Source organism: Aeromonas allosaccharophila (assembly GCF_000819685.1).
Taxonomy (GTDB): Bacteria; Pseudomonadota; Gammaproteobacteria; order Enterobacterales; family Aeromonadaceae; genus Aeromonas; species Aeromonas allosaccharophila.
Genome location: NZ_CDBR01000098.1, coordinates 1 through 20,013, shown reverse-complemented (window position 1 = coordinate 20,013; position 20,013 = coordinate 1). Strand labels below are relative to the sequence as shown.

The 20,013-nt window shown below is 59.0% G+C and carries 17 protein-coding genes; 8 read left to right on the top strand and 9 right to left on the bottom strand.

Features of this window, described 5'->3' with window-relative positions:
• Positions 1 to 131: 131 nt before the first annotated feature.
• Genes BN1115_RS17665 through BN1115_RS17655 form a run of 3 tightly spaced genes read left to right on the top strand, consistent with a single transcriptional unit; the run spans position 132 to position 4,380 of the window.
• Positions 132 to 1,691 carry an OmpA family protein gene (locus BN1115_RS17665; RefSeq protein ID WP_167335566.1) on the top strand — a complete coding sequence of 520 codons (1,560 nt, stop codon included), beginning with the start codon at positions 132 to 134 and terminating at the stop codon, positions 1,689 to 1,691.
• Between the two features lie 11 nt (positions 1,692 to 1,702).
• Entirely contained in the window at positions 1,703 to 3,547 is a 1,845-nt protein-coding gene (locus BN1115_RS17660) for a hypothetical protein (RefSeq protein WP_042658177.1), read from the top strand.
• Positions 3,547 to 4,380: a hypothetical protein gene (locus tag BN1115_RS17655; protein WP_042658176.1), complete on the top strand. Its 834-nt coding sequence runs from the start codon at positions 3,547 to 3,549 to the stop codon at positions 4,378 to 4,380. The genes BN1115_RS17660 and BN1115_RS17655 overlap by 1 nt, the downstream gene beginning before the upstream one ends.
• A 180-nt stretch (positions 4,381 to 4,560) precedes the next feature.
• Here BN1115_RS17655 and BN1115_RS17650 read toward each other — a convergent pair whose 3' ends face one another.
• Positions 4,561 to 5,817: an adenylosuccinate synthetase gene (locus tag BN1115_RS17650; protein ID WP_042658175.1), complete on the bottom strand. Its 1,257-nt coding sequence runs from the start codon at positions 5,815 to 5,817 to the stop codon at positions 4,561 to 4,563.
• A 170-nt stretch (positions 5,818 to 5,987) separates the two neighbouring features.
• Here BN1115_RS17650 and BN1115_RS17645 point away from each other — a divergent pair, with 170 nt between their 5' ends.
• Complete coding sequence (locus tag BN1115_RS17645; protein WP_042658174.1) at positions 5,988 to 6,902, top strand: LysR family transcriptional regulator; 915 nt, start codon at positions 5,988 to 5,990, stop codon at positions 6,900 to 6,902.
• A 124-nt stretch (positions 6,903 to 7,026) separates the two neighbouring features.
• Here the strand turns inward: BN1115_RS17645 and BN1115_RS17640 are convergent, their stop codons facing one another.
• Both BN1115_RS17640 and BN1115_RS17635 read right to left on the bottom strand, forming a co-directional pair.
• Positions 7,027 to 8,451, bottom strand: a complete 1,425-nt coding sequence (locus BN1115_RS17640) for a TAXI family TRAP transporter solute-binding subunit (protein WP_042658173.1) — start codon at positions 8,449 to 8,451, stop codon at positions 7,027 to 7,029.
• An 81-nt stretch (positions 8,452 to 8,532) separates the two neighbouring features.
• On the bottom strand, positions 8,533 to 9,675 hold the full coding sequence (locus BN1115_RS17635; protein ID WP_042658172.1) for a MalY/PatB family protein: 1,143 nt from the start codon (positions 9,673 to 9,675) through the stop codon (positions 8,533 to 8,535).
• A 182-nt stretch (positions 9,676 to 9,857) separates the two neighbouring features.
• Between BN1115_RS17635 and BN1115_RS17630 the strand changes: the two genes are divergently transcribed.
• Complete coding sequence (locus BN1115_RS17630; RefSeq protein ID WP_042658171.1) at positions 9,858 to 11,030, top strand: MFS transporter; 1,173 nt, start codon at positions 9,858 to 9,860, stop codon at positions 11,028 to 11,030.
• A 16-nt stretch (positions 11,031 to 11,046) separates the two neighbouring features.
• On the opposite strand, the gene BN1115_RS17625 is transcribed toward BN1115_RS17630, so the two are convergent.
• Positions 11,047 to 11,961, bottom strand: coding sequence for a LysR family transcriptional regulator (locus BN1115_RS17625; protein WP_042061340.1), 915 nt, complete (start codon positions 11,959 to 11,961; stop codon positions 11,047 to 11,049).
• A gap of 105 nt (positions 11,962 to 12,066) precedes the next feature.
• Entirely contained in the window at positions 12,067 to 12,822 is a 756-nt protein-coding gene (locus BN1115_RS17620; protein WP_042061343.1) for a YciK family oxidoreductase, read from the bottom strand.
• A gap of 222 nt (positions 12,823 to 13,044) precedes the next feature.
• Here BN1115_RS17620 and sohB point away from each other — a divergent pair, with 222 nt between their 5' ends.
• Entirely contained in the window at positions 13,045 to 14,052 is a 1,008-nt protein-coding gene (sohB, locus tag BN1115_RS17615; protein ID WP_042658170.1) for a protease SohB, read from the top strand.
• A gap of 189 nt (positions 14,053 to 14,241) precedes the next feature.
• Complete coding sequence (locus tag BN1115_RS17610) at positions 14,242 to 15,465, top strand: MFS transporter (protein ID WP_042658169.1); 1,224 nt, start codon at positions 14,242 to 14,244, stop codon at positions 15,463 to 15,465.
• 16 nt (positions 15,466 to 15,481) lie between these two features.
• Here BN1115_RS17610 and BN1115_RS17605 read toward each other — a convergent pair whose 3' ends face one another.
• Both BN1115_RS17605 and BN1115_RS17600 read right to left on the bottom strand, forming a co-directional pair.
• A complete protein-coding gene (locus BN1115_RS17605; RefSeq protein ID WP_042658168.1) occupies positions 15,482 to 16,564 on the bottom strand; it encodes a protoglobin domain-containing protein in 1,083 nt (360 codons plus the stop codon).
• 176 nt (positions 16,565 to 16,740) lie between these two features.
• Positions 16,741 to 17,094, bottom strand: a complete 354-nt coding sequence (locus BN1115_RS17600; protein WP_005334901.1) for a DsrE/DsrF/TusD sulfur relay family protein — start codon at positions 17,092 to 17,094, stop codon at positions 16,741 to 16,743.
• 158 nt (positions 17,095 to 17,252) lie between these two features.
• Here BN1115_RS17600 and BN1115_RS17595 point away from each other — a divergent pair, with 158 nt between their 5' ends.
• Positions 17,253 to 17,645, top strand: coding sequence for a DUF1090 domain-containing protein (locus tag BN1115_RS17595; protein ID WP_042658167.1), 393 nt, complete (start codon positions 17,253 to 17,255; stop codon positions 17,643 to 17,645).
• A 56-nt stretch (positions 17,646 to 17,701) separates the two neighbouring features.
• Here BN1115_RS17595 and BN1115_RS17590 read toward each other — a convergent pair whose 3' ends face one another.
• Both BN1115_RS17590 and trhP read right to left on the bottom strand, forming a co-directional pair.
• Positions 17,702 to 17,950 carry a YfhL family 4Fe-4S dicluster ferredoxin gene (locus tag BN1115_RS17590; protein WP_042658166.1) on the bottom strand — a complete coding sequence of 83 codons (249 nt, stop codon included), beginning with the start codon at positions 17,948 to 17,950 and terminating at the stop codon, positions 17,702 to 17,704.
• A gap of 1 nt (position 17,951) precedes the next feature.
• Positions 17,952 to 19,313: a prephenate-dependent tRNA uridine(34) hydroxylase TrhP gene (gene trhP / locus BN1115_RS17585; RefSeq protein ID WP_042658165.1), complete on the bottom strand. Its 1,362-nt coding sequence runs from the start codon at positions 19,311 to 19,313 to the stop codon at positions 17,952 to 17,954.
• Positions 19,314 to 20,013 lie beyond the last annotated feature (700 nt).

Below are 20,013 nucleotides of genomic sequence, written 5' to 3'. Positions count from 1 at the left end.
ACTTAGAGCGTTGTTAACTGACTCGCGGTGATTTGAGGGACTGGCAATAAATCTTGCTATTCAGGTAAACATAACAAAAAAAGGGATAAGTAATGATTAGGATGCCTCTAGATAGGCCAACGGTGCTGGCGATGGCCATAACCTTGTCGGTGACAGGGTGTGCAACCATCGATAAGCAAGTTGCCGAGAGTGATAGTTGGGTAAGCTGTGCCGGTGGTGGCCTGCTAGGCGCTCTTGCTGGCGCGGCGATTGGTGCCACTCAAGGCGGTAGCGACAAGGTGCTCATTGGGGCTGTCGCCGGTGCTGCTGTGGGTTGTGGTGGCGGCCTTTGGTACAAAGACCGAGTTGATCGGTTGCAAAAAATAGCCAAGGAAGAAGGCTTAAAAATGCAGGTGCGTGAACTGCAAGTGGCTGCCGCCCAAGAGCAGCAGCAACAGAAGGATAAACCTACAGCAGTGGGACTTGAAGCGTCTATAGAGTACGCCGAGATGTTTCCGGTAGGCTCTGCCAACCTGACCCCAGAAGGCTACCGGAAAATGACCCGTGTGGCGCAAGAGTTTGCCAGCAAACGGGAAGAGCAGTCTAAGCTCCCCGAGAATCAACGTAGAAAGGTGTTGGTGGTCGGCCATACCGATTCTGCTGGCGCGGCTCAGTTCAATCAGCGCCTCTCTGAGGAACGAGCTCGGGCCATGGGCCAGATACTGGCTGCAGCCGGGGTGCCTCGTAGCGATATCTACTACCAGGGGGCAGGCTCTTCCCGACCGATTGCCAGCAACGACAGCGGAGATGGTAGAGCACAAAACCGCAGGGTCGAGTTGGTCGAGGTGCAAAATGAGGCCTTGCTGGTCAAGCGTGTGAGTGAGGAACGTGCCAGTCCCAAATATTTAGCTCATGGCACTGGCTCTGCGAGCAAGGTCGCATTGGCTGCCACTACCACAGCTGTGACCCAAAAGACTGTGAAGGCTGAAACAATACCCGCTAAGTCTGCTAACACAGCCGAGTCGATGACTACTGCTGCAGCCACCCTCAAGGATAAGCCGGTCGCTCAGCCGAAGTCGAGTGACGTTCTCTCCCCCTCATTGACCGCCAGTGAATCTGTAGCGATCAAACTGGCCGGCAAGGGAACCATCGACTTTGGTGGCCATTTGGTTACCGACAGTTCCTCACCGCTGACCGGCAGCATTGCGCCCAAAACCCCCACCTTCTCCATTATCACTCCAGCTTACGCCAGTGCACCTATCAGTTCTTGCATAGGGGACATGCCCCGTGTCGAGGGCCAGGTTAAGAACCTGGCGAATGGCCAACCGCTAGCGGAACATTCTACCGAAGAATACTTCCCGGGCCTCAATGGTAAGCCATGGGTTGCAGCTGTGAATGGTCATGTGGCCTCGGTGGGGCCGGTTGCGGTACTGCGTGACGAAGCGAAAGTGGCTAAGCAGCCCGCCATGCAGTTCATCCCGGATTACAAAAAATCCAAAAAGCAGACAGCCAAGATTGAATCGGTCGCCAATACATACGAAGGGGAGACTCAAATCCTCTATCGGGTGTTTGCCGTCAATCAGGCTGCTTCGCCAGTGTCGTGTATGGACGTTGTGTTTGACAAACGATCTGGTGCCGCGGTTGCGGGCGAAATTTACTATCCGAAGCAGGGGGATGCCTACGTGGTCCAATACCTGCCTAAGCGTCGCTAAGGACTCCAAAAATGATACAAGACATCGTTCATGCCCTGTCGGGTGCTTGGCACATCATCAGTCTGGTGATCGGCTTGATGGTTGCGGTCGTGACCGCCATCGTTTATTGGTACGAAGTGAAATACTGGCACATGGAGATGCGGCTCCGGATGCCGTGGTTTGGCCGCATCGCGGCCTGGGTAAAAAACCCGGGCGAAAACGAGAAAGCATCCGAGGACAACCCCAATGCGGTAGGTTTCAACCCTGGTGAGAAAGGTGTGTGTGGTGCATATGACACTTTCTACAAGATGTATCAGCCCTCTGAAGAGAACTTCAAACGCAACCTCGATTATCTGGGAAAAGCTGACGAGGCGGATCGGTCGGAAAAGGGTTTAGGGATCTGGTTGTTGATGATCGTCCTGATGGTGATAGAGGCATCTGCCTTTGGCTATGCGTTGGCACCGTTTGCCCTTACCATGGCGACCCCCAACACAGCCATTGTTGGCGCTTTCTTCCTAGGTTTGGTTATCTCAATTATTGCCTTGGCTCTATCCGAGTTTGCTGGCCGTCAACTCTACCGCAATGGGGTCGTGAACAAGATCCTCTCCTACGAGTCGATCCGTGATGGCGCAGATATGACCAAGACTCTCAACGCCACCATCGACAATACCTATGACGACAATGGCGCTAAACCCTTCCAGCAATTGCTGAACCGGATCAATGTGCCAATCGATAAATACGGGCAGCCGCAGCGCCGATTCTCGATCATTGCCGGGTACGGGATCTTTATCATAGGGCTGGCAGTCGCCGCGTTCTGGGTTCGAACCGAAACCCTGAACCAGCAGGAAGCATTGCTGGTCGAGAATCCGACTGCTGTCATCCAGAATGCTGATGATTTCCCGGTTGCGTCTGGTGAGGGTGAAATTCCCCTGCCATCCGATATGGCAGAGTTGTCCGCCAGTTCCAGTCAGAAGTCCGCACAAGACCAGATTGATGCTATCCATCGAGCTTCGCTGGTGACCTTTGCTGTGTTATCTGGGTTGTTTGTCTTTATTCAGTTTACTTCGACTTTCCTTGCGTTTAGGCACAGCTTTGCTGGGACTTACTCTCGTGGGGCTTGGGAGATGACTCATAAGTACAACAGTGCCTCCGAGTTTGTAAGACACCATAAGATCAAAGCTGCCGCTATTGCCCAAGACGCTCAATCCTCCCTGGCGAAGTTGCAGTCGTTGCAGGACAAGGTGTTCAGAGTGAGCGGTAAGACAAAGGACGACCTGAGTCATAACAAAGACAGTCGCACTTTCTTGCGCTACGTGGAAGAGCAGGAGACCATCGATCATATCAAGAAAAACCGTGAGATCGGCAAGCAAAGTACCGATGTGGTCACCGACTACGTAGTCAAGACCATCAATGACTTGAAGGAGGCGATAGCCGCGAAAGACAACGAGAGAATTTGGTCGATCACTGATGTTGCTGGGCCCCGGTTTGCCGCGATCAACAATCCTGCGTTGATGGCTCAAAAGGCGACGTTCAATGAACTGGTGGCTGTCTTTGGTGCGAGACCGAACGTGGCACAGCCACAAGCTGTTGCCCAATCCTATCAACCGGTCACGCTTGCAGCCACATCAGTACCATCAGTCGAATCGGTAGCTCCAGTAGCACCAGTAGCTGAAATGGCAGAGGTGACCCAGACCATCGTAGCGCCACAGGTGTATTCCGAGGGTGAAAGTGTGGCAGGCTTCGATCCTCATGCTTGGGGCGATCTGACTCAGTTTGAAGCTGACGACATGGACTATGTTGCCAAGAAGAAGGGCGTATCTGTGGACGACCTTAAACGAGCACGTCGATTGCAAATGCTCGACAAAGTGGAGGCGTGATGAAACCACGAATCCTTTTGACACTGACGTTGATGCTTTCGGCGACAGTGATGGCAGCAGAGCGCAACGACCTGAGCAGTTGCTATCAACAGGCTAGGATTACCGAATTCAAGCCTGCGCCCTCGGGTCGTATGTTGTCGGTTGTGGTGGATCAGACCACGCCGCTCACACCGGATCTGCAGCGTACCGCCTGGGATCATATCAAGCGATTCCTGCAGCCGGGCGATCAGTTGCGTCTGTACTCCTTCTCCGCCTATTTGGAAGGTCACTACATGCAGCTGAAATATGTAGGGCTGCTAGATAAAGGGCTTGACCCATCGCAATTGGGTGATGTTCCGATGATGAACGCCAAAAAGCTCGATCAATGTCTAGCCTCCCAACCCAAAGCTATGTTGCAACAATTTGGTAAGCAGTTCGTGCAAACAATGGGCAAATCCTCGACAGATATCCCGCGTAGCGAGATCCTGTTTAGCCTCAAGGCGGTGGGTGACGATATCCGAGCGGCTGATGGCGTGAAGGAAAACATCATTTTGCTGATGTCTGACATGCTGGAATACAGCGACTTTGGTAGCTTCTATCAAGCCAAAGGGATCCGTGATATTTCCCCAGCCGTGGAGCTAGCCAAGGTCGAAAAGGCTAATCTGGTCGCTGACTTCAACGGTGCCAGGGTCTATGTGCATGGGGCGGCCTTTGTGCCAACCGATACAAAGAACGGCTATCGAAGTGGCAAGATGATCCAGAATCTAGAATCCTTCTGGAGTCAATATTTCCAACGTTCAAACGGCCAGCTCATCGCATTTGGGCATCCAGAGCTCACAGTCTCTGTGCAGTAACGCAGCGCTAAGCTGGTTGGGGTAAGAACACCATCATAGTTAATGCCAGTCAGTTAAATCTGACTGGCATTATTTTTACTTACTTCTTTTCACTGTGCTGAATTAACTCGCGGCCATGAGCCAAACAAAAAAACCGGCATCAGGGATGCCGGTTTTTTGTTTGAGGATGAGAAGTGCGGCTTAGCGCAGGATCATCTCGTCACGGCCCGGGCCGACGGAAACCATCGGAACCGGTACGCCGAGCAGCGCTTCGATGCGCAGCACGTACTGCTGGGCGGCGCGCGGCAGCTCTTCGAATGTACGGCAGCCGGTGATGTCTTCGCTCCAGCTTTCCATCTGCTCGTAAACCGGCTTCAGGGCAGCGGTTTGCGGCCAAATCGGGTTCTCGGTGTGGGCACCTTCGTAAGCCACGCAGATCTTCAGATCCGGCAGACCGGTCAGGCAGTCCAGCTTGGTCAGTGCCACTTCGGTGGCGGCTTGCAGCTCGACACCGTTCTTGGTGGCGACGGCGTCGAAGTAACCGACATCACGGGGACGACCGGTGGTGGCACCGAACTCGTTGGTGATCTTGCGGAACTCGTCCTGGTTCTCCATGGCGGTCAGCAGGGTGCCGGTACCGACAGAGGAGCTGAATGCCTTGGCCACAGCGATGACGCGCTCCGGGCGCAGACCCGGCAGACCGCCACCGATACCGGCGTAGGCGCCGGATACGTGGGAGGAGGTCACCCAAGGGTATTCGCCGTAGATCAGGTCACGGCCAGCGCCCAGCTGCGCTTCGAACAGCAGGGTCTTGCCTTCGGCCTGCAGCGCTTTGAGCGGCATGCTGACGTTGCACACGGCGTCGATCCAGGGTGCAGAGACTTCCAGCAGCCAGTCAGCCATCTCCTGGGCAGTCTGGGTGAATTCGAAGGAGGGGTAGATAGCCTTCATCTGCGGCAGTTTCCAGTCCAACATGAACTGGATGCGCTCGACCAGTACGTCCGGCTGTTTCAGCCAGCCGACCAGGATCGCTTTCTTCATTACGCGATCGCCGTAGGCAGGGGCGATGCCCTGACGGGTGGAGCCATAGGCGCCGTCACCCAGACGTTGCTCTTCCAGGGTATCTTCCAGCGCGTGCAGCGGCAGGCAGAGGGTTGCGCGGTCAGAGATGGCCAGCTTCGGAGTCACGCCGGAGGCTTTGACTTCCTCGAGCTCGACGGTCAGTTTCTCGGGGCTGATCACCATGCCCGGGCCGAGGACAACCAGGCAATCCGGGTTGAATACGCCACTCGGAACCTGGTGCAGCTTGAAGGTGCCAAGGTCGTTGACCACGGTGTGGCCAGCGTTGTTGCCGCCCTGGAAGCGAATGCTGGCGCCAGCTTGACCTGCCAGATAATCAACGATGCGGCCTTTGCCTTCATCACCCCAGTTAGCACCTACGACTACGATAGACGACATGACTCTTTCTCCTAAGACGTTAGGCGTCCATCCTAGGAGCCTGATGCGGATTAGAAAAATTAATTATCTTTATGATTCCGATAAGAGAACCATATAATTGTGGCCAATTAAGCGGCAAACCGCCCAAATTTGCCGGGCAAGCCCCGCACATCGCGGGTTGAGGGACTCTTATGCTGGACATTCACTGGCTGCAAACTTTTGTCACCCTGGCCAGATTGCAACATTTTGGCCAGACCGCCACCGAGCTGCACATGACCCAGCCCAATGTTAGCCTGCATATCAAGCGGCTGGAACAGGCGACCCGGGTGCGGTTGATTGAGCGCAGTCCGTTTCGCCTGACTCAGGCGGGGGAGCGGCTGCTGCAAAGCGCCGAGCGCACCATCGCCGAATTGCAGCTCTGCCAGTCCGATCTCAATGCCCTCAACCAGCTGAGTCAGGGGACGCTGGCCATCGCCGCCAGCGACATCATCTCCCGCCTGCTGCTGATCCAGCCGTTCCAGCGCTTCAAGCGGGAGTTCCCCGGCATCGACCTCACCCTGTTCAACACCACCTCGGATCAGGCCGCCGAGCTGGTCAAGGCGGGCAAGGCGGATCTGGGCTTCGTGATGGCGCAAAAGCGCAGCGAGCCGCTGTTCTATACCGAGCTGCAACAGGTGACCTGGTGCGCGCTGGGTCATGGCCTCGCCCGTTGGCAGGCGCGGGCGGTGGCGGGAGAGAGCGATCCCCTCGACGAGCCGACCCTGATCCTGCTCGGTCACGATACCCGCACCCGGGCGCTGATCGACCCATCCCTGCCGCTGCTGGCCTTGCCCCCCTGCCGCATCATGGAGGTGGGCAGCGTCGATGCCCAGCTCGATTGGGCCGAGGCGGGCTTTGGTGTCGCCATCGTGCCGGACTTTTCCCTGCATCCGCGCCTCAACCTCACCGCGCCGGTCACCAGCCTCGGCGACTTTCCCGGGACCAGTCTGGGTTATGTGGTGCGTCAGAATCAGGTGTTATCAAGGGCCATCAAGCAGTTGCTACACTGGGTGGAGGAGGAGATCCAGAAGCCCAATCCCTATCTGACCCGGGTGATAGAGCCGTAGCGGGGCGGCAAGGTGAGCAGGCCTATCGGGGTGACTGTGCCGCTCTCAATTGCGTCACTATCGAACGCGCGTAAACAATCAGGGCAGCCGAAGCTGCCCTGATGCATTTGTTGGCGCTGACCACTCAGTGCTGCAGCTGTGTGGCTGCGCTGGTGGCAGGGGAGGGTAGTGTATCGGTTTTATCCTGCGGTGGGGTTTCGTCAGCAACCGCGCTGCTGGCAGGCTGGGTTGCCTGCTCTTGCGGCGAAGTTGCCGCAGAGGCGCTTTGTGGCCACTGAGTCGAAACGGCAGCCGATGGTGATGGAACCGTTGACGCTGCGGCAGAGGGAGCCATGCTCTCACCCTCGGTGGTTGGCGTAGCAGTGAGCTCGGGGGTGACCTCGAGCGCCTCTTCGGGTAAGGGATTAACCTCTGTGGCTTCTGTCGCCACGGCGGCACTGCTGGTGGCGGTCGCGTCGGAGGGTGCCTCAATGGGCGTTGTCGTCCCGTCGGCGGCACTCACCTGCTCTGCTGTTGGTGCCGCCTCCGAGGTTGATGGTTTAGGTGCTAACTGCTCCGGTGCCAACTGTTCCGCTGTTAACTGCTCGGGGGTCAGTGGCAAGGGGGCTGGCGGTTGATCCGACATCCCCGCATGGAGGGGCAGCTCGGTTTGCGCCTGCAACTGCTCGGGCGTCACCTTGCTCAGGGCGGGATGCAGCCGACTGAACTGCTTGACCCGGGCCAGCAGGGTATCGCGCACGGTTCGGACGATGGGGTCCGGCAGGCTGGCCAGCGCCACCAGTTCGGCACTCATCCCGATATTGTTGATGGCGGTGAGTTGACCCGGATAGAGGTTGGCTGCGATGCGGCTGCGCTGATAGTAGGGGTGTTGCTTGAGCAGCGTGTCGACCTGCTCCCCTTCGATGGGGATAAGGCGCACTTTGCAGCGGCTGATCAGATCGCCGACTGCCAGACTGGGGTGACCGGCTACCACAAAAGCGGCATCCAGCGAGCCATCGCAGAGCCCTTCCAGCGGTTCGCTCTCCGACTTGAGCTGATAGGCAGCAAACTGCCCGGGTTGCCATCCCATAGCTGCCATCAGGGCCTGGCTGGTGATCTGCTCACCGGCGCCATTGTTGCCCGGGTAGACCCGTTTCCCTTCGATATCTGCCAGGGTGGTGATGCCGCTGTCGGGGGCGGCCAGCAGGGTCAGCGACTCCTGATAGAGGCGAAACAGGCTGCGCAGCTCATTGTTGGCCCCCTGCCCGCTGAAGGGGCCGGTGCCGTGCAGGGCGTGGTGCAGCACATCGGACTGCACCAGCGCCAGCTGTACGTCCCCCTTGTCGAGTGCCTTGAGGTTGGCCATCGAGCCACGGGTGCTCTGCACGGTGCAGCTGTCCCCATGCAGGGCATGGCCGGCATTGAGCACCCGGCAGATGGCGCCACCGGTCGGGTAGTAGACCCCATTGAGCGGGCCCGTTCCGATAGTCAGCGCCTGGCTGCCAAAGGGGAGCAGCGCAGAGAGTGCACAGAGGGGGAGCAGAAGGTGATGCAAGATCCGTAGAGACATAATTGACCGTTGACTGAGTTGACCGCTGGCTGATGACACAGGGAAAAAGGGATGGGGCTTGCCCATCCCGTTGCTGGCTGATCAGGGCTTGTTGTTGAGGATTGCCCGCTCCATCCGCGCCAGCGCGTCGGTCAGTCGTGCCCTGGTACAGCCGAAGTTGAGCCGCACGAACTGACCGTCGCCAAACTGGGCGCCGGGGGAGAGACCAACGCCGGCCTGCTCGAAGAAGGCGATGGGATCGGCAAGGCCAAGGGCGCTCACATCAATCCAGGCCAGATACGTCGCTTGATGGTTGGCCAGCTTGACGCCGGGCCAGCGGGCCACCGCCTGCTGGATCAGGGCCAGATTGGCCGCCAGATAGTCGAGCTGTTCGGTCAGCCACTGTTCGCCACCCTCATAGGCCGCTTCGGCGGCGACAAAGCCCAGCAGGTTGACGTCCGCGCTGATACCGCGCATCGCCTGCTGCAGCCTAAAGCGCAGACGGGCGTTGGGGATGATGGCGAAGGAGCAGCAGAGACCGGCGATATTGAAGGTCTTGCTCGGGGCCATCATCACCGCGCAGCGCTCGGCCGCCTCCGGACTGAGGGCGCCGTAGGGAATGTGGCGGGCGTTTTTATCCAGCAGCAGATCGCAGTGGATTTCATCGGAGCAGATCACCAGATTGTGGCGCGCGGCGATGGCATCGATGGCCAGCAGCTCGTCACGGGTAAAGATGGTGCCGCCCGGGTTGTGGGGGTTGCAGAGCAGCAGCAGATCCGCGGCGGGGGCCTGACGCTCCAGCTCTGCCAGATCCAGCACCCAGCGACCGGCTTCTTCAATCATCGGGACGGTGAGCAGGGGACGATCATTGAAGCCCGGCGCCTGCAGGAAGGGGTAGTAGACCGGCTTGGGAGTGATGATGCCGCGGCCATGCTGGCTCCACGCCTTGCAGGCGAGGTTGAGCCCCGGCACCACGCCGGGCAGGAATACTAGCCATTCGGGCTCGATAGCCCAGCCATAGCGGGTAGCCATCCGTTCGATAATGAGTTCGATCAGGCGTTGCGAGGGGCGTGAATAGCCGAAAATGCCGTGGGCGACCCGTTTGGTCAACGCCTCAATCACGGACGGGGGGGAGACAAAGTCGGTATCGGCAACCCACATGGGCAGCACATCCTGACCCTTGTACTTGTCCCATTTCAGGCTCATGGTGCCACTGCGGTCTACTTCCTGATCAAAATCAAACATGCGAACTCCTTGTGCTGGCAGGATGGGCTTTCACTCTACGGGGTCGCGGCTTCCCTCGCAAGGCGCACACCCGCTTATGCCATCCTTGAGCCCGCTCTTGATAATGACATAAGATAAGCGCCGAATTTTCATACGGATGCTGCCCGTTAGCCCGTATCGTCCTTCCAATCAGTGGTAACCCTATGAGCTTGTCGATAGCGGCGGTCAAACGCCCGGACCCCGTCTCTCTTTCGTTTCTTGCCGTGACCTTTATGACCGGCGTCGCGGTGGCATTGCAGGTGCCTACCTTAAGTCTGTTTCTGGCTGAGGAGGTGCAGGTACGCCCCTTTCTGGTCGGGCTCTTCTATACCATCAACGCCGTGGTGGGCATTCTGGTCAGTCAGTGGTTGGGCCATCGCTCCGATAACAAGGGGGATCGCAAGCGACTGATCCTGCGCTGCTGTTTTGCCGGGGTGGCGCTCTCCCTGCTGTTTGCCTGGAATCGCAACTACTGGCTGCTGGCGAGTCTGGGGGTCATGCTGGCGGCGCTGGCGGCCACTGCCAGCCCCCAGCTGTTTGCGCTGGCGCGGGAGTATTCCGACAGCCGCAACCAGCGGGCGGACATGTTCAGCTCGGTGATGCGGGCCCAATTTTCGCTGGCCTGGGTCATAGGCCCGCCCATCGCCTTCGCGCTGGCCATCGGCTACGGCTTCGAGCTGATGTACCTGGCCTCGGCACTGGCCTACCTGCTCTGCGCCCTGGTGGTGTGGCGCTGGCTGCCCTCTCTGCCGCTGCCCAAGATGGATGAAGATATCGAACGGGTCAGCAGTTGGCGGGATCCGGCAGTGCGGGCGCTCTTTATCGCCTCCACCCTGATATGGACCTGCAACAGCATGTACCTCATCAATATGCCGCTCTACATCACCCGCGAGCTGGGGTTGGAGGAGAAACTGGCGGGTATCTTGATGGGCACGGCCGCGGCGCTGGAGATCCCCTTTATGCTGCTGGCGGGTTACTACACGGCCCGCTTTGGCAAGCGCCCCATGATGTTGCTGGCGGTGCTGGCTGGCGCTGCTTTTTACACCGGTCTGGTGACCCTCACCGACCAATACGCCCTGATTGCCTTGCAGCTGTTCAACGCCATCTTCATCGGTATCGTGGCGGGGATTGGCATGTCCTACTTTCAGGATCTGATGCCGGGACGGGCCGGGGTGGCGACCACCCTGTTTGCCAACAGTATCCGCACCGGCTCCATCATGGCGGGGGCCATCGCCGGTGTGGTGGCGGAGGTGTGGAGTTTCCACGGGGTCTTTATGGTGGCGCTGGGATTGGCACTGGCGGCGCTGGCCGCCTGCTGGCGGGTGCCCAACGTCTGACGGGGTGATCTGACTGTTATTTGCCGTGCTGGGGCTGGGTGTGCGGAAGCGGCGATGATTCGCCCTGATACTCGTTGCGCAGGCAGCGTAGCAGCAGCTCGGTCGCGGGGCCGAGGGCCTCGGGGGAGAGGGTCAGCAGGTAGGTGTAGAGGTGGCGCTCGTTGCCGCTATCCAGATCCAGCTGTATGAGTGAGCCTTCCGCCAGCTCCCGCTCCACCAGATGGCGCGGCAGCCACGCATAGCCGAGACCGAGGCGCAGCATGGCGAGCACTTCGTGGTAGTGGGTGGCCTTCCAGCCGGTGTCATCCGCATCGTTCCAGTCCACCGAGCGGTGAATGGGGGGATGGAGGCTGATCTGGTTGTAGCCGATCAGCACATCGCTGCGAATGGGCCCCTCCTCCTGTGCCAGCGGATGGCTGGCGGCGCAGAGGGGCAGCAGGCACACCTCGTCCAGCAACAGGCCGGTGCGATCGCCGGGCAGGTGCTCGGAGAGCATCAGATCTCCCGGTTGCAGGGCGTTGAAGTGGCAGTGAATGCGCTCGTGCAGGTTGACCCGGCAACCCCGGCTGCGGGGATAGAAGCTGGCCAGCGCCCGATAGAGGCGATCCCTTGGCTGCAACGCCGAGACATAGAGGTTGATCTGCGGCTCCCATTGCCGCTCCAGGTTGTTGGCCAGATTCTCCAGCTCCTCCACCTGCTGGCTCAACTGACGGGCCCGCTTGAGGAAGATTTCGCCCGCCGGGGTCAGCACCGCCTTGCGGCCGCGCACCTCCAGCAAGGGAACCCCCAGACTCTGCTGTAACTTCGCAACCGCATGATTGAGGGAGGACTGGCTCTTGTTCAGCGCCTCGGCCGCCTGGGCGTAGCCGCCGCAGTCGACTACCGCCTGAAAGATCCGCCATTGCTCAAACGTGCTCTTGGGACGAAACATAGTTCAACCTGATTGGAGATAGGATGGTCAGGGGCTTCTACAGGGAGCCTGTGCTCCCTATTCAATTTAACCCCTGCCGCACAACACTCTGGGTATTTTATTGATTTATTTGGGCTGGGCCACAAAGGTTTGGCCGGTTTTGCCGCGGCTGTCCGACCCCATCAGGTAGAGGTAGAGGGGCATCAGATCGGCCGGGGTCTTGAGGTTCATGGGATCTTCCGCCGGGAAGGCGCTGGCGCGCATCTTGGTGCGGGTGCCGCCCGGGTTGAGGGTATTGACCCGCACACCGGTGTTCTCCAGCTCGTCGGCCAGCACTTCCATCATCCCCTCGATGGCGAATTTGGAGATGGCATAGGTGCCCCAGTAGGCGCGCCCTTTGCGTCCCACGCTGGAGGAGGTGTAGACGATGGAGGCTTCGCCCTGCGCCTTGGCGGTCTGGCGCAGCAGCGGCAGCAGTGCCTGGGTCAGCAGGAATTCCGATTTGACGTTGACCTGCATCACCTCGTCCCACTCCTTCTCCTGAATGTGTTCAAACGGAGAGAGGGTGCCGAGCAGACCGGCGTTGAACAGCACGCCGTCGAGGCGGCCAAACTGCTGGGCGAAGGTTTCGGCCATGCCGCGGTAGTGGGCGGCGGTGGCCCCTTTAAGATCTACCGGCACGATGGCGGGCAGCGGATAACCGGCGGCTTCAATCTGGTCATACACGGCTTCGAGTTTGGCGCTGGTGCGGCCGAGCAGGATCACGGTGGCACCGTGGGCGGCGTAGGTGAGGGCGGCTTCGCGGCCGATCCCGTCGCCGGCACCTGTGACCAGAATGACTTTATCCTTGAGCAGATCGCGGGGTGCCTGATAATCGAGCATGACAACTCCTGTTAACAAATTCCGGCCATAAGTGCATGGCAATCGGCGCCAAGTGTACTGATCCGCGCGCCCGTTTGACCAGCCAGCGGCAAGAAAAATGTGAAGAAAATAGAGAGGTTGTGATGCTCGGGTTGGTTTTTCCAGGCTCTGGCTGCGATTTTTTGCGCGCCTCCGTCAAACTCCCTAGAATGTGACGAAAACCGATCCATTGTGGAGTCCATCGTGACATTTCTGACCGAATATGGCCTGTTTCTGGCCAAGACAGTGACCTTCCTGCTGGCCATCGGCGCCATCATCCTGATGATCGTCAGCACTCGCCAGCCGAAAGCGCGCAAGGGGGAACTGGTGGTGACCGATCTCTCGAGCGAGCTGGAGCAGGGGCAGTTTGCGCTCAAGAGCGCGCTGGCCAGCAAGGCCGAGCGCAAGGTGCTGGAAAAGCAGCAGAAAGAGGAGCAGAAAAAGCGCGCCAAGGCGGGTGATGAGCGCAGTCGCCTGTTCGTGCTCGATTTCAACGGCAGCATGGATGCCAAAGAGGTGGCCTCCCTGCGCGAGGAGGTGAGCGCGGTGATCGGCGTGGCCCAGCCCGGCGACGAGGTGCTGCTGCGGCTCGAATCCGGTGGCGGCGTGGTGCATGGCTATGGCTTGGCGGCCTCCCAGCTGCAGCGGCTGCGCGATCGTGACATCAAGCTCACCGTGGCTATCGATAAGGTGGCGGCGAGCGGCGGCTACATGATGGCCTGCGTGGCGGACAAGATCCTGGCCGCCCCCTTTGCCATCGTCGGCTCCATCGGGGTGATCGCCCAGTTGCCGAACTTCAACAAGTTGCTGAAAAAGCACGATATCGAGTTCGAGATGCACACCGCCGGTCAGTACAAGCGCACCATCACCATGTTCGGCGAGAACGACGATCTGGGGCGCGAGAAGTTTCGTGAGGAGCTGGCGGCGATCCACGAGCGCTTCAAGGCTTTTGTGGCCGAGCACCGCCCGCAACTCGATATCGATCGGGTCACGACTGGTGAGCACTGGCTGGCGAGTCAGGCCAAGGGGCTGGGGCTGGTGGATACCCTCTGTACCAGCGATGACTACCTGTTGGCGCAGGCCAGCCACCACAAGGTGGTCGGCATCAGCTATCGCAAGCCAAAAAGTCTGACCCAGAAGCTGGGACAGCAGGGCGCTCAGGCGCTGGAAGCCGGGCTGGGGCGGCTGTGGCAGCAGAGCCCCTGGCGCTGAGTCCGGCTCCCCGGCCTTAGCCTGAGGGGAATTGCGTGATAAAAAGGCCAGCCGGTGCCCACCGACTGGCCTTTTTGCATCCGGTTGCACCTTGATGGTGAGCGATCGTTGTTTCTATTGAAGCCCTCTGTTACAACAGAAGGCTTCCCCTTAGTTATTGTTGGCCCCATCGGGCCCCGGAGCTGGCCGATGCCGTGGCGCACCTTGAGGCAATTTACCCCGCTGGTCTGGATCGTCATTCTGGGCACCTTCATGGTGCGCACCAGCTACTACATGGTGTGGCCCTTCCTCTCCATTTTGCTCTATCGGGAGTATGACCTCTCGGCCACCTTTATCGGCCTGTTGTTGGGGGGGTCGATGGCCCTTTCTACTTTGGTGAGTTTTTACGGCGGCTGGCTCTCTGATCGCTTCGGGCGGCGCAGCATACTGCTGGCCGGTTGTCTGGTGGCGATGCTCTGTTTCGGTCTGCTCGGTTTTTCGCACGAGGTGTTCTGGCTCGGGATCGGGGTGATGGGCAGCGGCCTCTCGTCGGGGCTCATCGATGCGCCCGGCAAGGCGCTGATGGCCGACAGTCTGGCCTCGGCCAAGGCGCGGGAGCTGGCACTGCACCTGCGCTATTTTCTGCTCAACCTGGGGGCCGCGTTGGGGCCGCTGCTCGGGGTGACCCTCGGGATCAACGCCCAGCAGGAGACCTTCCTGTTTCTGGTGGTGAGCTATCTGCTGCTGGCACTGGCCTTTGGTTGGGGATTTCGCCGGGCTGGCAGCACAGGCAAGTCGGGGGCGACTGGCCCCGGGCTGCGAGATGCCATCAAGGTGTTGCTGGCGGATCGCGCCTTCCTGCTGCTGGTGATGGCCAATCTGCTGATGGTGCTGGTCTACTCCCAGTTTCACTCGCCGCTGGTGCAATACCTGACCCGGGCCGGTATGCCGCAGGTGGCCGAGCTGGTGGCCCTGCTGGTGGCGACCAACGCCCTGACCGTGGTGCTGCTGCAATTTCCGCTGCTGCGGTTGTTGTCACGCTGGCCGGTGCGGGTACGGCTTCATATCGGCATGGCGCTCTTTCTGGCGGCCCAGCTGCTCTTCGCACTGGGAGACCCGACGGTACGCAGCCACTGGTTTGGCGCCGTGCTGCTGCTCAGTATCGGCGAGACCATCCTGTTCCCCTTGCTCAACGTGCTGATCGATCAGATGGCCCCGGCTCATCTCAAGGGGAGCTACTTTGGCGCCAGCGCACTGGCCGGGTTGGGAGGGGCCGCCGGCGCCCTGCTGGGCGGCTGGATCCTCGAGCAGTGGAGCGGCCAGCTGCTCTATGTGCTGATGGCGCTGCTCTGCGTGGCGATTTTTGTGCTCTATGAGTGGGGGGCCAGGGTCTCCCGTCCCGCTTCGCTCCCCGCAGCAACGAAGCGAGGCTGACAGCCAGCCCCGGGGATCAGTGGGTGCTGCCCGGGGTAATCTCCTTGAGCGCCTTCTTGGCCGCGTACATTCTCTCGTCGGCCAGCCGGATCAGGTTGAGCCCGTCATCGTAGTGATCCGGTCCGGTCTGGGCGATACCAATACTGAGGGTGAGATCTTCCAGCTGACCCTTGATGGCTTGGGTCAGTCGTTTGAGATAGATATCCCTGGCCTGACTCTCGTTGCAGTTGGGCAGGATCAGACAGAACTCATCCCCGCCATAGCGAAAGCAGCTGTCTTCGGCACGAAAGACCTGACGGATGCAGTGGCCGACGATCCGCAGGATCTCGTCGCCGCGTTGATGTCCTTCGGTGTCATTGATCTGTTTGAAGTTATCGATATCGAGATAGGCGATGGCCATGGGTTCGGCACGGCGCTGGCAGGTGCGCAGGGTTAGCAACAGCAGCTCGTTGAGGTGGCGAACGTTGAGCAATCCGGTCAGGGCATCGGTGCGGTTCAGCTCCTCCAGCTGTCTGGTTCGTTCGCGCACCTTCTGCTCCAGACTCTTGGCATAGCTCTCAGATTTCTCTCTGGAGGACTCTATTTCCGACACCAGACTGCGAATATAGGTCTCGAACACCAGGGTGATGTCGAACAGAAAGAGTTTGTCCAGCGCGGCCAGCATGGCGAGGCGCTCCGGTTCATCGCGGATCTGCTCGAAAATATCCTCGATCAGCAGGGCTTTGAGGGTGTTGATGGCGGCCAGATAGAGTTTGGGCTCGACCCCGATCCGCTTGTGCACCAGCCCGATCCGTAGCCGGTTGTTAACGTACTCCAGATCGTAATGACCGCTGAAGAGATCGAGCACATAACGCCGTTGTGCGGTGCGCAATCGAGTGAGGGTATCGGCATCGCCGATCAGCAGGGCGATTTCGGTGATGGCCGTCTGCTGCTGATAGAAGCGATCGACCAGAGCATCGATCCGTGGCTCTATTTTGCCGCAATAGCTCGCCAGCAGCGCCACATCCTGCTCGCTGAGCAGCAGTAATTCCTTGCGATGGGCAATCTCGAATTCGGTGATGCGCATCTGCTCAAGCAGGGTCTGTTCGGTCGGATTCATCGTCGTCCTCTGTCCATGACTGGGCCATTACTCTGTCCGTGAAGCGGTGCAGGGCAAGCAGAATGGGCAACTGACATTGTAGTCATTGAGGAGAGAGGGAGCGAAATGACCCCCACTTTGCCTGACGTGAGGTACTCAGTGGCACAAGTGGGGGGGGGCAGGGCAAGCAGAGACGATCAGAAGGTCAGTACCTTGTCGGCGGCCAGGGTCCACTGGGCCAGCATCGGCAGGGTGCCGACCTCAATGCCCTCGATCAGTGGCAGGGCGGTGATGCCACGGGCATCGGTGCAGGTCTTGCACAGGCGAATGGTGACGCCCTGAGCCAGCAGGATCTCCAGCATCTGACGCAGGTTGTACCCTTCGGCCGGTGCCTGACCGGCCAGCGCCGCGCTCACCGCATCAGACATCAGGAACAGCTTCAGGCTGGCACCACCCTGCTCGTTGAGGGCGATAGCGAGGCGCAGTGCGTTGAACAGGGATTCGCTGCCGTAGGGGGCGCCGTTGGCAATCACCACAATTTGTTGATTCATAAGAGACTCCTGATCCTAAAAGGCGTCATTGTAGAACCAATAGGGTGATGATTGCGTGATGTCGCACAACTTCTGTCGCACCTTTTTCCCGCTTGCTTGACCCTGCTGCCGATCGAGGTTCTTATGGTCAGTTCGCAAACATGACCGGGTAAATCGAGATGTGGAAAAGTGTAGGAATAGGGTTGCTGCTGTTGGCGGGTCAGGCCTATGGCAGTGAAGCGGTCTGTTGCAAGGCGCGTCTGCAGGCCGTCAACGACCAGCTGGTGTTTGCCAAAGCACACAATAATGCCGGGCAGATTGCCGGGCTGGAGCAGGCCGTGCGCAATATCAAGGCCAACTGCACCGATGAGGGGCTGCTCAAGGAACAGAAAGAGCGGGTTCACAAGCTGCGTGGCGAGGTGGACGAGCGTCTGCTCGAGTTGCAGGAGGCGAGAGTGAGTGGCAAGCCGGAGAAAATTGCCAAGCAGCAGGCCAAGCTGGAGGAGTCCCAGACCAGGATGCTGGAGGCCCAGCGCGAGCTGGACCAGCTGAGCCGGCTGGTCGGCAAGTGATGGTCAGCCGCTGAACGCAGGATCAAAAAAGGCCGATTGCTCGGCCTTTTTTCGTTTTACTGCCTGTGCATCCGCACAAATTTTTCCATCAGCTGATCTTCGGTCTCCACATGCGCGGGATCCCAGATGATGCAGTCGATAGGGCAGACGCTGATACAGGTCGGCTTCTCATAGTGACCGACGCACTCGGTGCAGCGACTGGGGTCGATCTCGTAGATCTCATCCCCCAGGCTGATGGCCTGGTTGGGGCACTCGGGATCGCACATGTCACAGTTGATGCACTTGTCGGTGATGAGCAGTGCCATCTCAGGCCGCCGAGTGGGGCTGACGGGTATCCTGACGCTCGCCCAGATTGCGCAGCAGGATGCCGTAGTTGATGTCCACTTCCTTCGGTACTGGCACATAGACCACGTGGCCGTTGCCCGGTGCAGTGTCGATCAGCTCGCCCTTGCGGTTCTGCATCTGCTCCAGGTTGAAGCTGAGGTTGCCCTGCGGGGTCATCAGCTCCAGGCTGTTGCCCACCAGGAACTTGTTCTTCACCTCGACTTCCACCATGTCACCGTTGCGGCCGGTGATCTCGCCGACAAACTGCTGGGTGTCGGAGACGGAGTAGCCGTAGTCGTAGTTCTGGTATTCGCTGTGGTTGTGACGGCGCAGGAAGCCCTCGGTGTAGCCGCGGTGGGCCAGATTCTCGAGGGTGCCCATCAGGCTGCGATCGAACGGACGACCCGCCACCGCATCGTCGATGGCCTTGCGATAGACCTGAGCGGTGCGCGCGCAGTAGTAGAAGGACTTGGTGCGACCTTCGATTTTCAGCGAGTGAACGCCCATCTTGGTCAATCGCTCGACGTGCTCGACGGCCCGCAGATCCTTGGAGTTCATGATGTAGGTGCCGTGCTCGTCTTCAAACGCGCTCATGTACTCGCCCGGGCGGTTGGACTCTTCCAGCAGCACCAGCGCATCGGTCGGCTTGCCAAGGCCCAGGGTGTTGTCGGGGCGCACGGCGATGGGCTCCTGACGATGGACGATCTGGCCCACGTCATCTTCTTTACCCTCGTGCACCTTGTACTCCCAGCGGCAGGAGTTGGTGCAGGTGCCCTGGTTGGGGTCACGCTTGTTGATGTAACCGGAGAGCAGGCAGCGGCCGGAGTAAGCCATGCACAGGGCGCCGTGGACGAACACTTCCAGCTCCATCTCCGGCACCTGCATGCGGATCTCTTCGATCTCGTCCAGCGACAGCTCGCGGGAGAGGATGGCACGGGTCAGCCCCATCTGATGCCAGAATTTCACCGTGGCCCAGTTGACAGCGTTGGCCTGCACCGACAGGTGAATGGGCATATCCGGAAAGGCTTCGCGCATCATCATGATGAGACCGGGGTCGGACATGATCAGCGCATCCGGCTTCATCTCCACCACGGGGCGCATGTCGCGGATGAAGGTCTTGAGCTTGGAGTTGTGGGGCTGGATGTTGGCCACCACATAGAACTGCTTGCCCAGCGCATGGGCTTCATTGATGCCCAGCTGCAGGTTTTCGTGATCGAATTCGTTGTTGCGCACCCGCAGGCTGTAGCGGGGCTGGCCGGCATAGACGGCATCGGCGCCATAGGCATAGGCGTAACGCATGTTCTTGAGGGAACCTGCGGGGGAGAGCAATTCTGGTTTAAACATGGCGGACTCTTTATATCTGATTGCAAATCAGGAAGACACTACCTAATAGTGCCGAATAATCAATGACTTACATTGATTTTTTTGGTGTGTATAGTCGTGTATAGTTGGGATCTCCCAACACCCTAATATTTTACCACCAAACCCAGCTGCCAGCCACGCACACAGCTTGGCTGAGTTGATTTCGGATGCATCCGTGCTAGCAGAGCGGTAGGTCGCAACATATGACTTGTGTCGAACTCATCCGGAGCTTGCTAGAAGGGAACTAGCTGATGCGAGATCAACAGACACTATTGGCCTCATGGGCTGGGTCATTTTTGTTTTTTGCGGACTATGAGTTGAACGGAAATGTGGTAACGACAGGTAGTTATGGACAACAATAGAGATACACTAATGTCATTTTCTTGGATGTGGCCCTATGCAGCGTAAGCTGCAATCATCAAAGCCGTCGCGTATACGAAATGGCCAAGCCACTTTCGATATCACTCCCTCTTTAGATGATATCTGGCACTCCTTCCCCGCCCGACGCCCAGCGTCAGACAGCCATGAACGAAATCGTTAAAGTAATTTATGGGTACACAGGAGATATTCAGCGGAGATGTATATGTCACGAAAAATGGAGTTTCGAAGCTGTTCATCATGACTGCGGAGTATCACGCACATGAGCGGGCACTACATCAGCATGCTAGGGAAGGTGCGAACA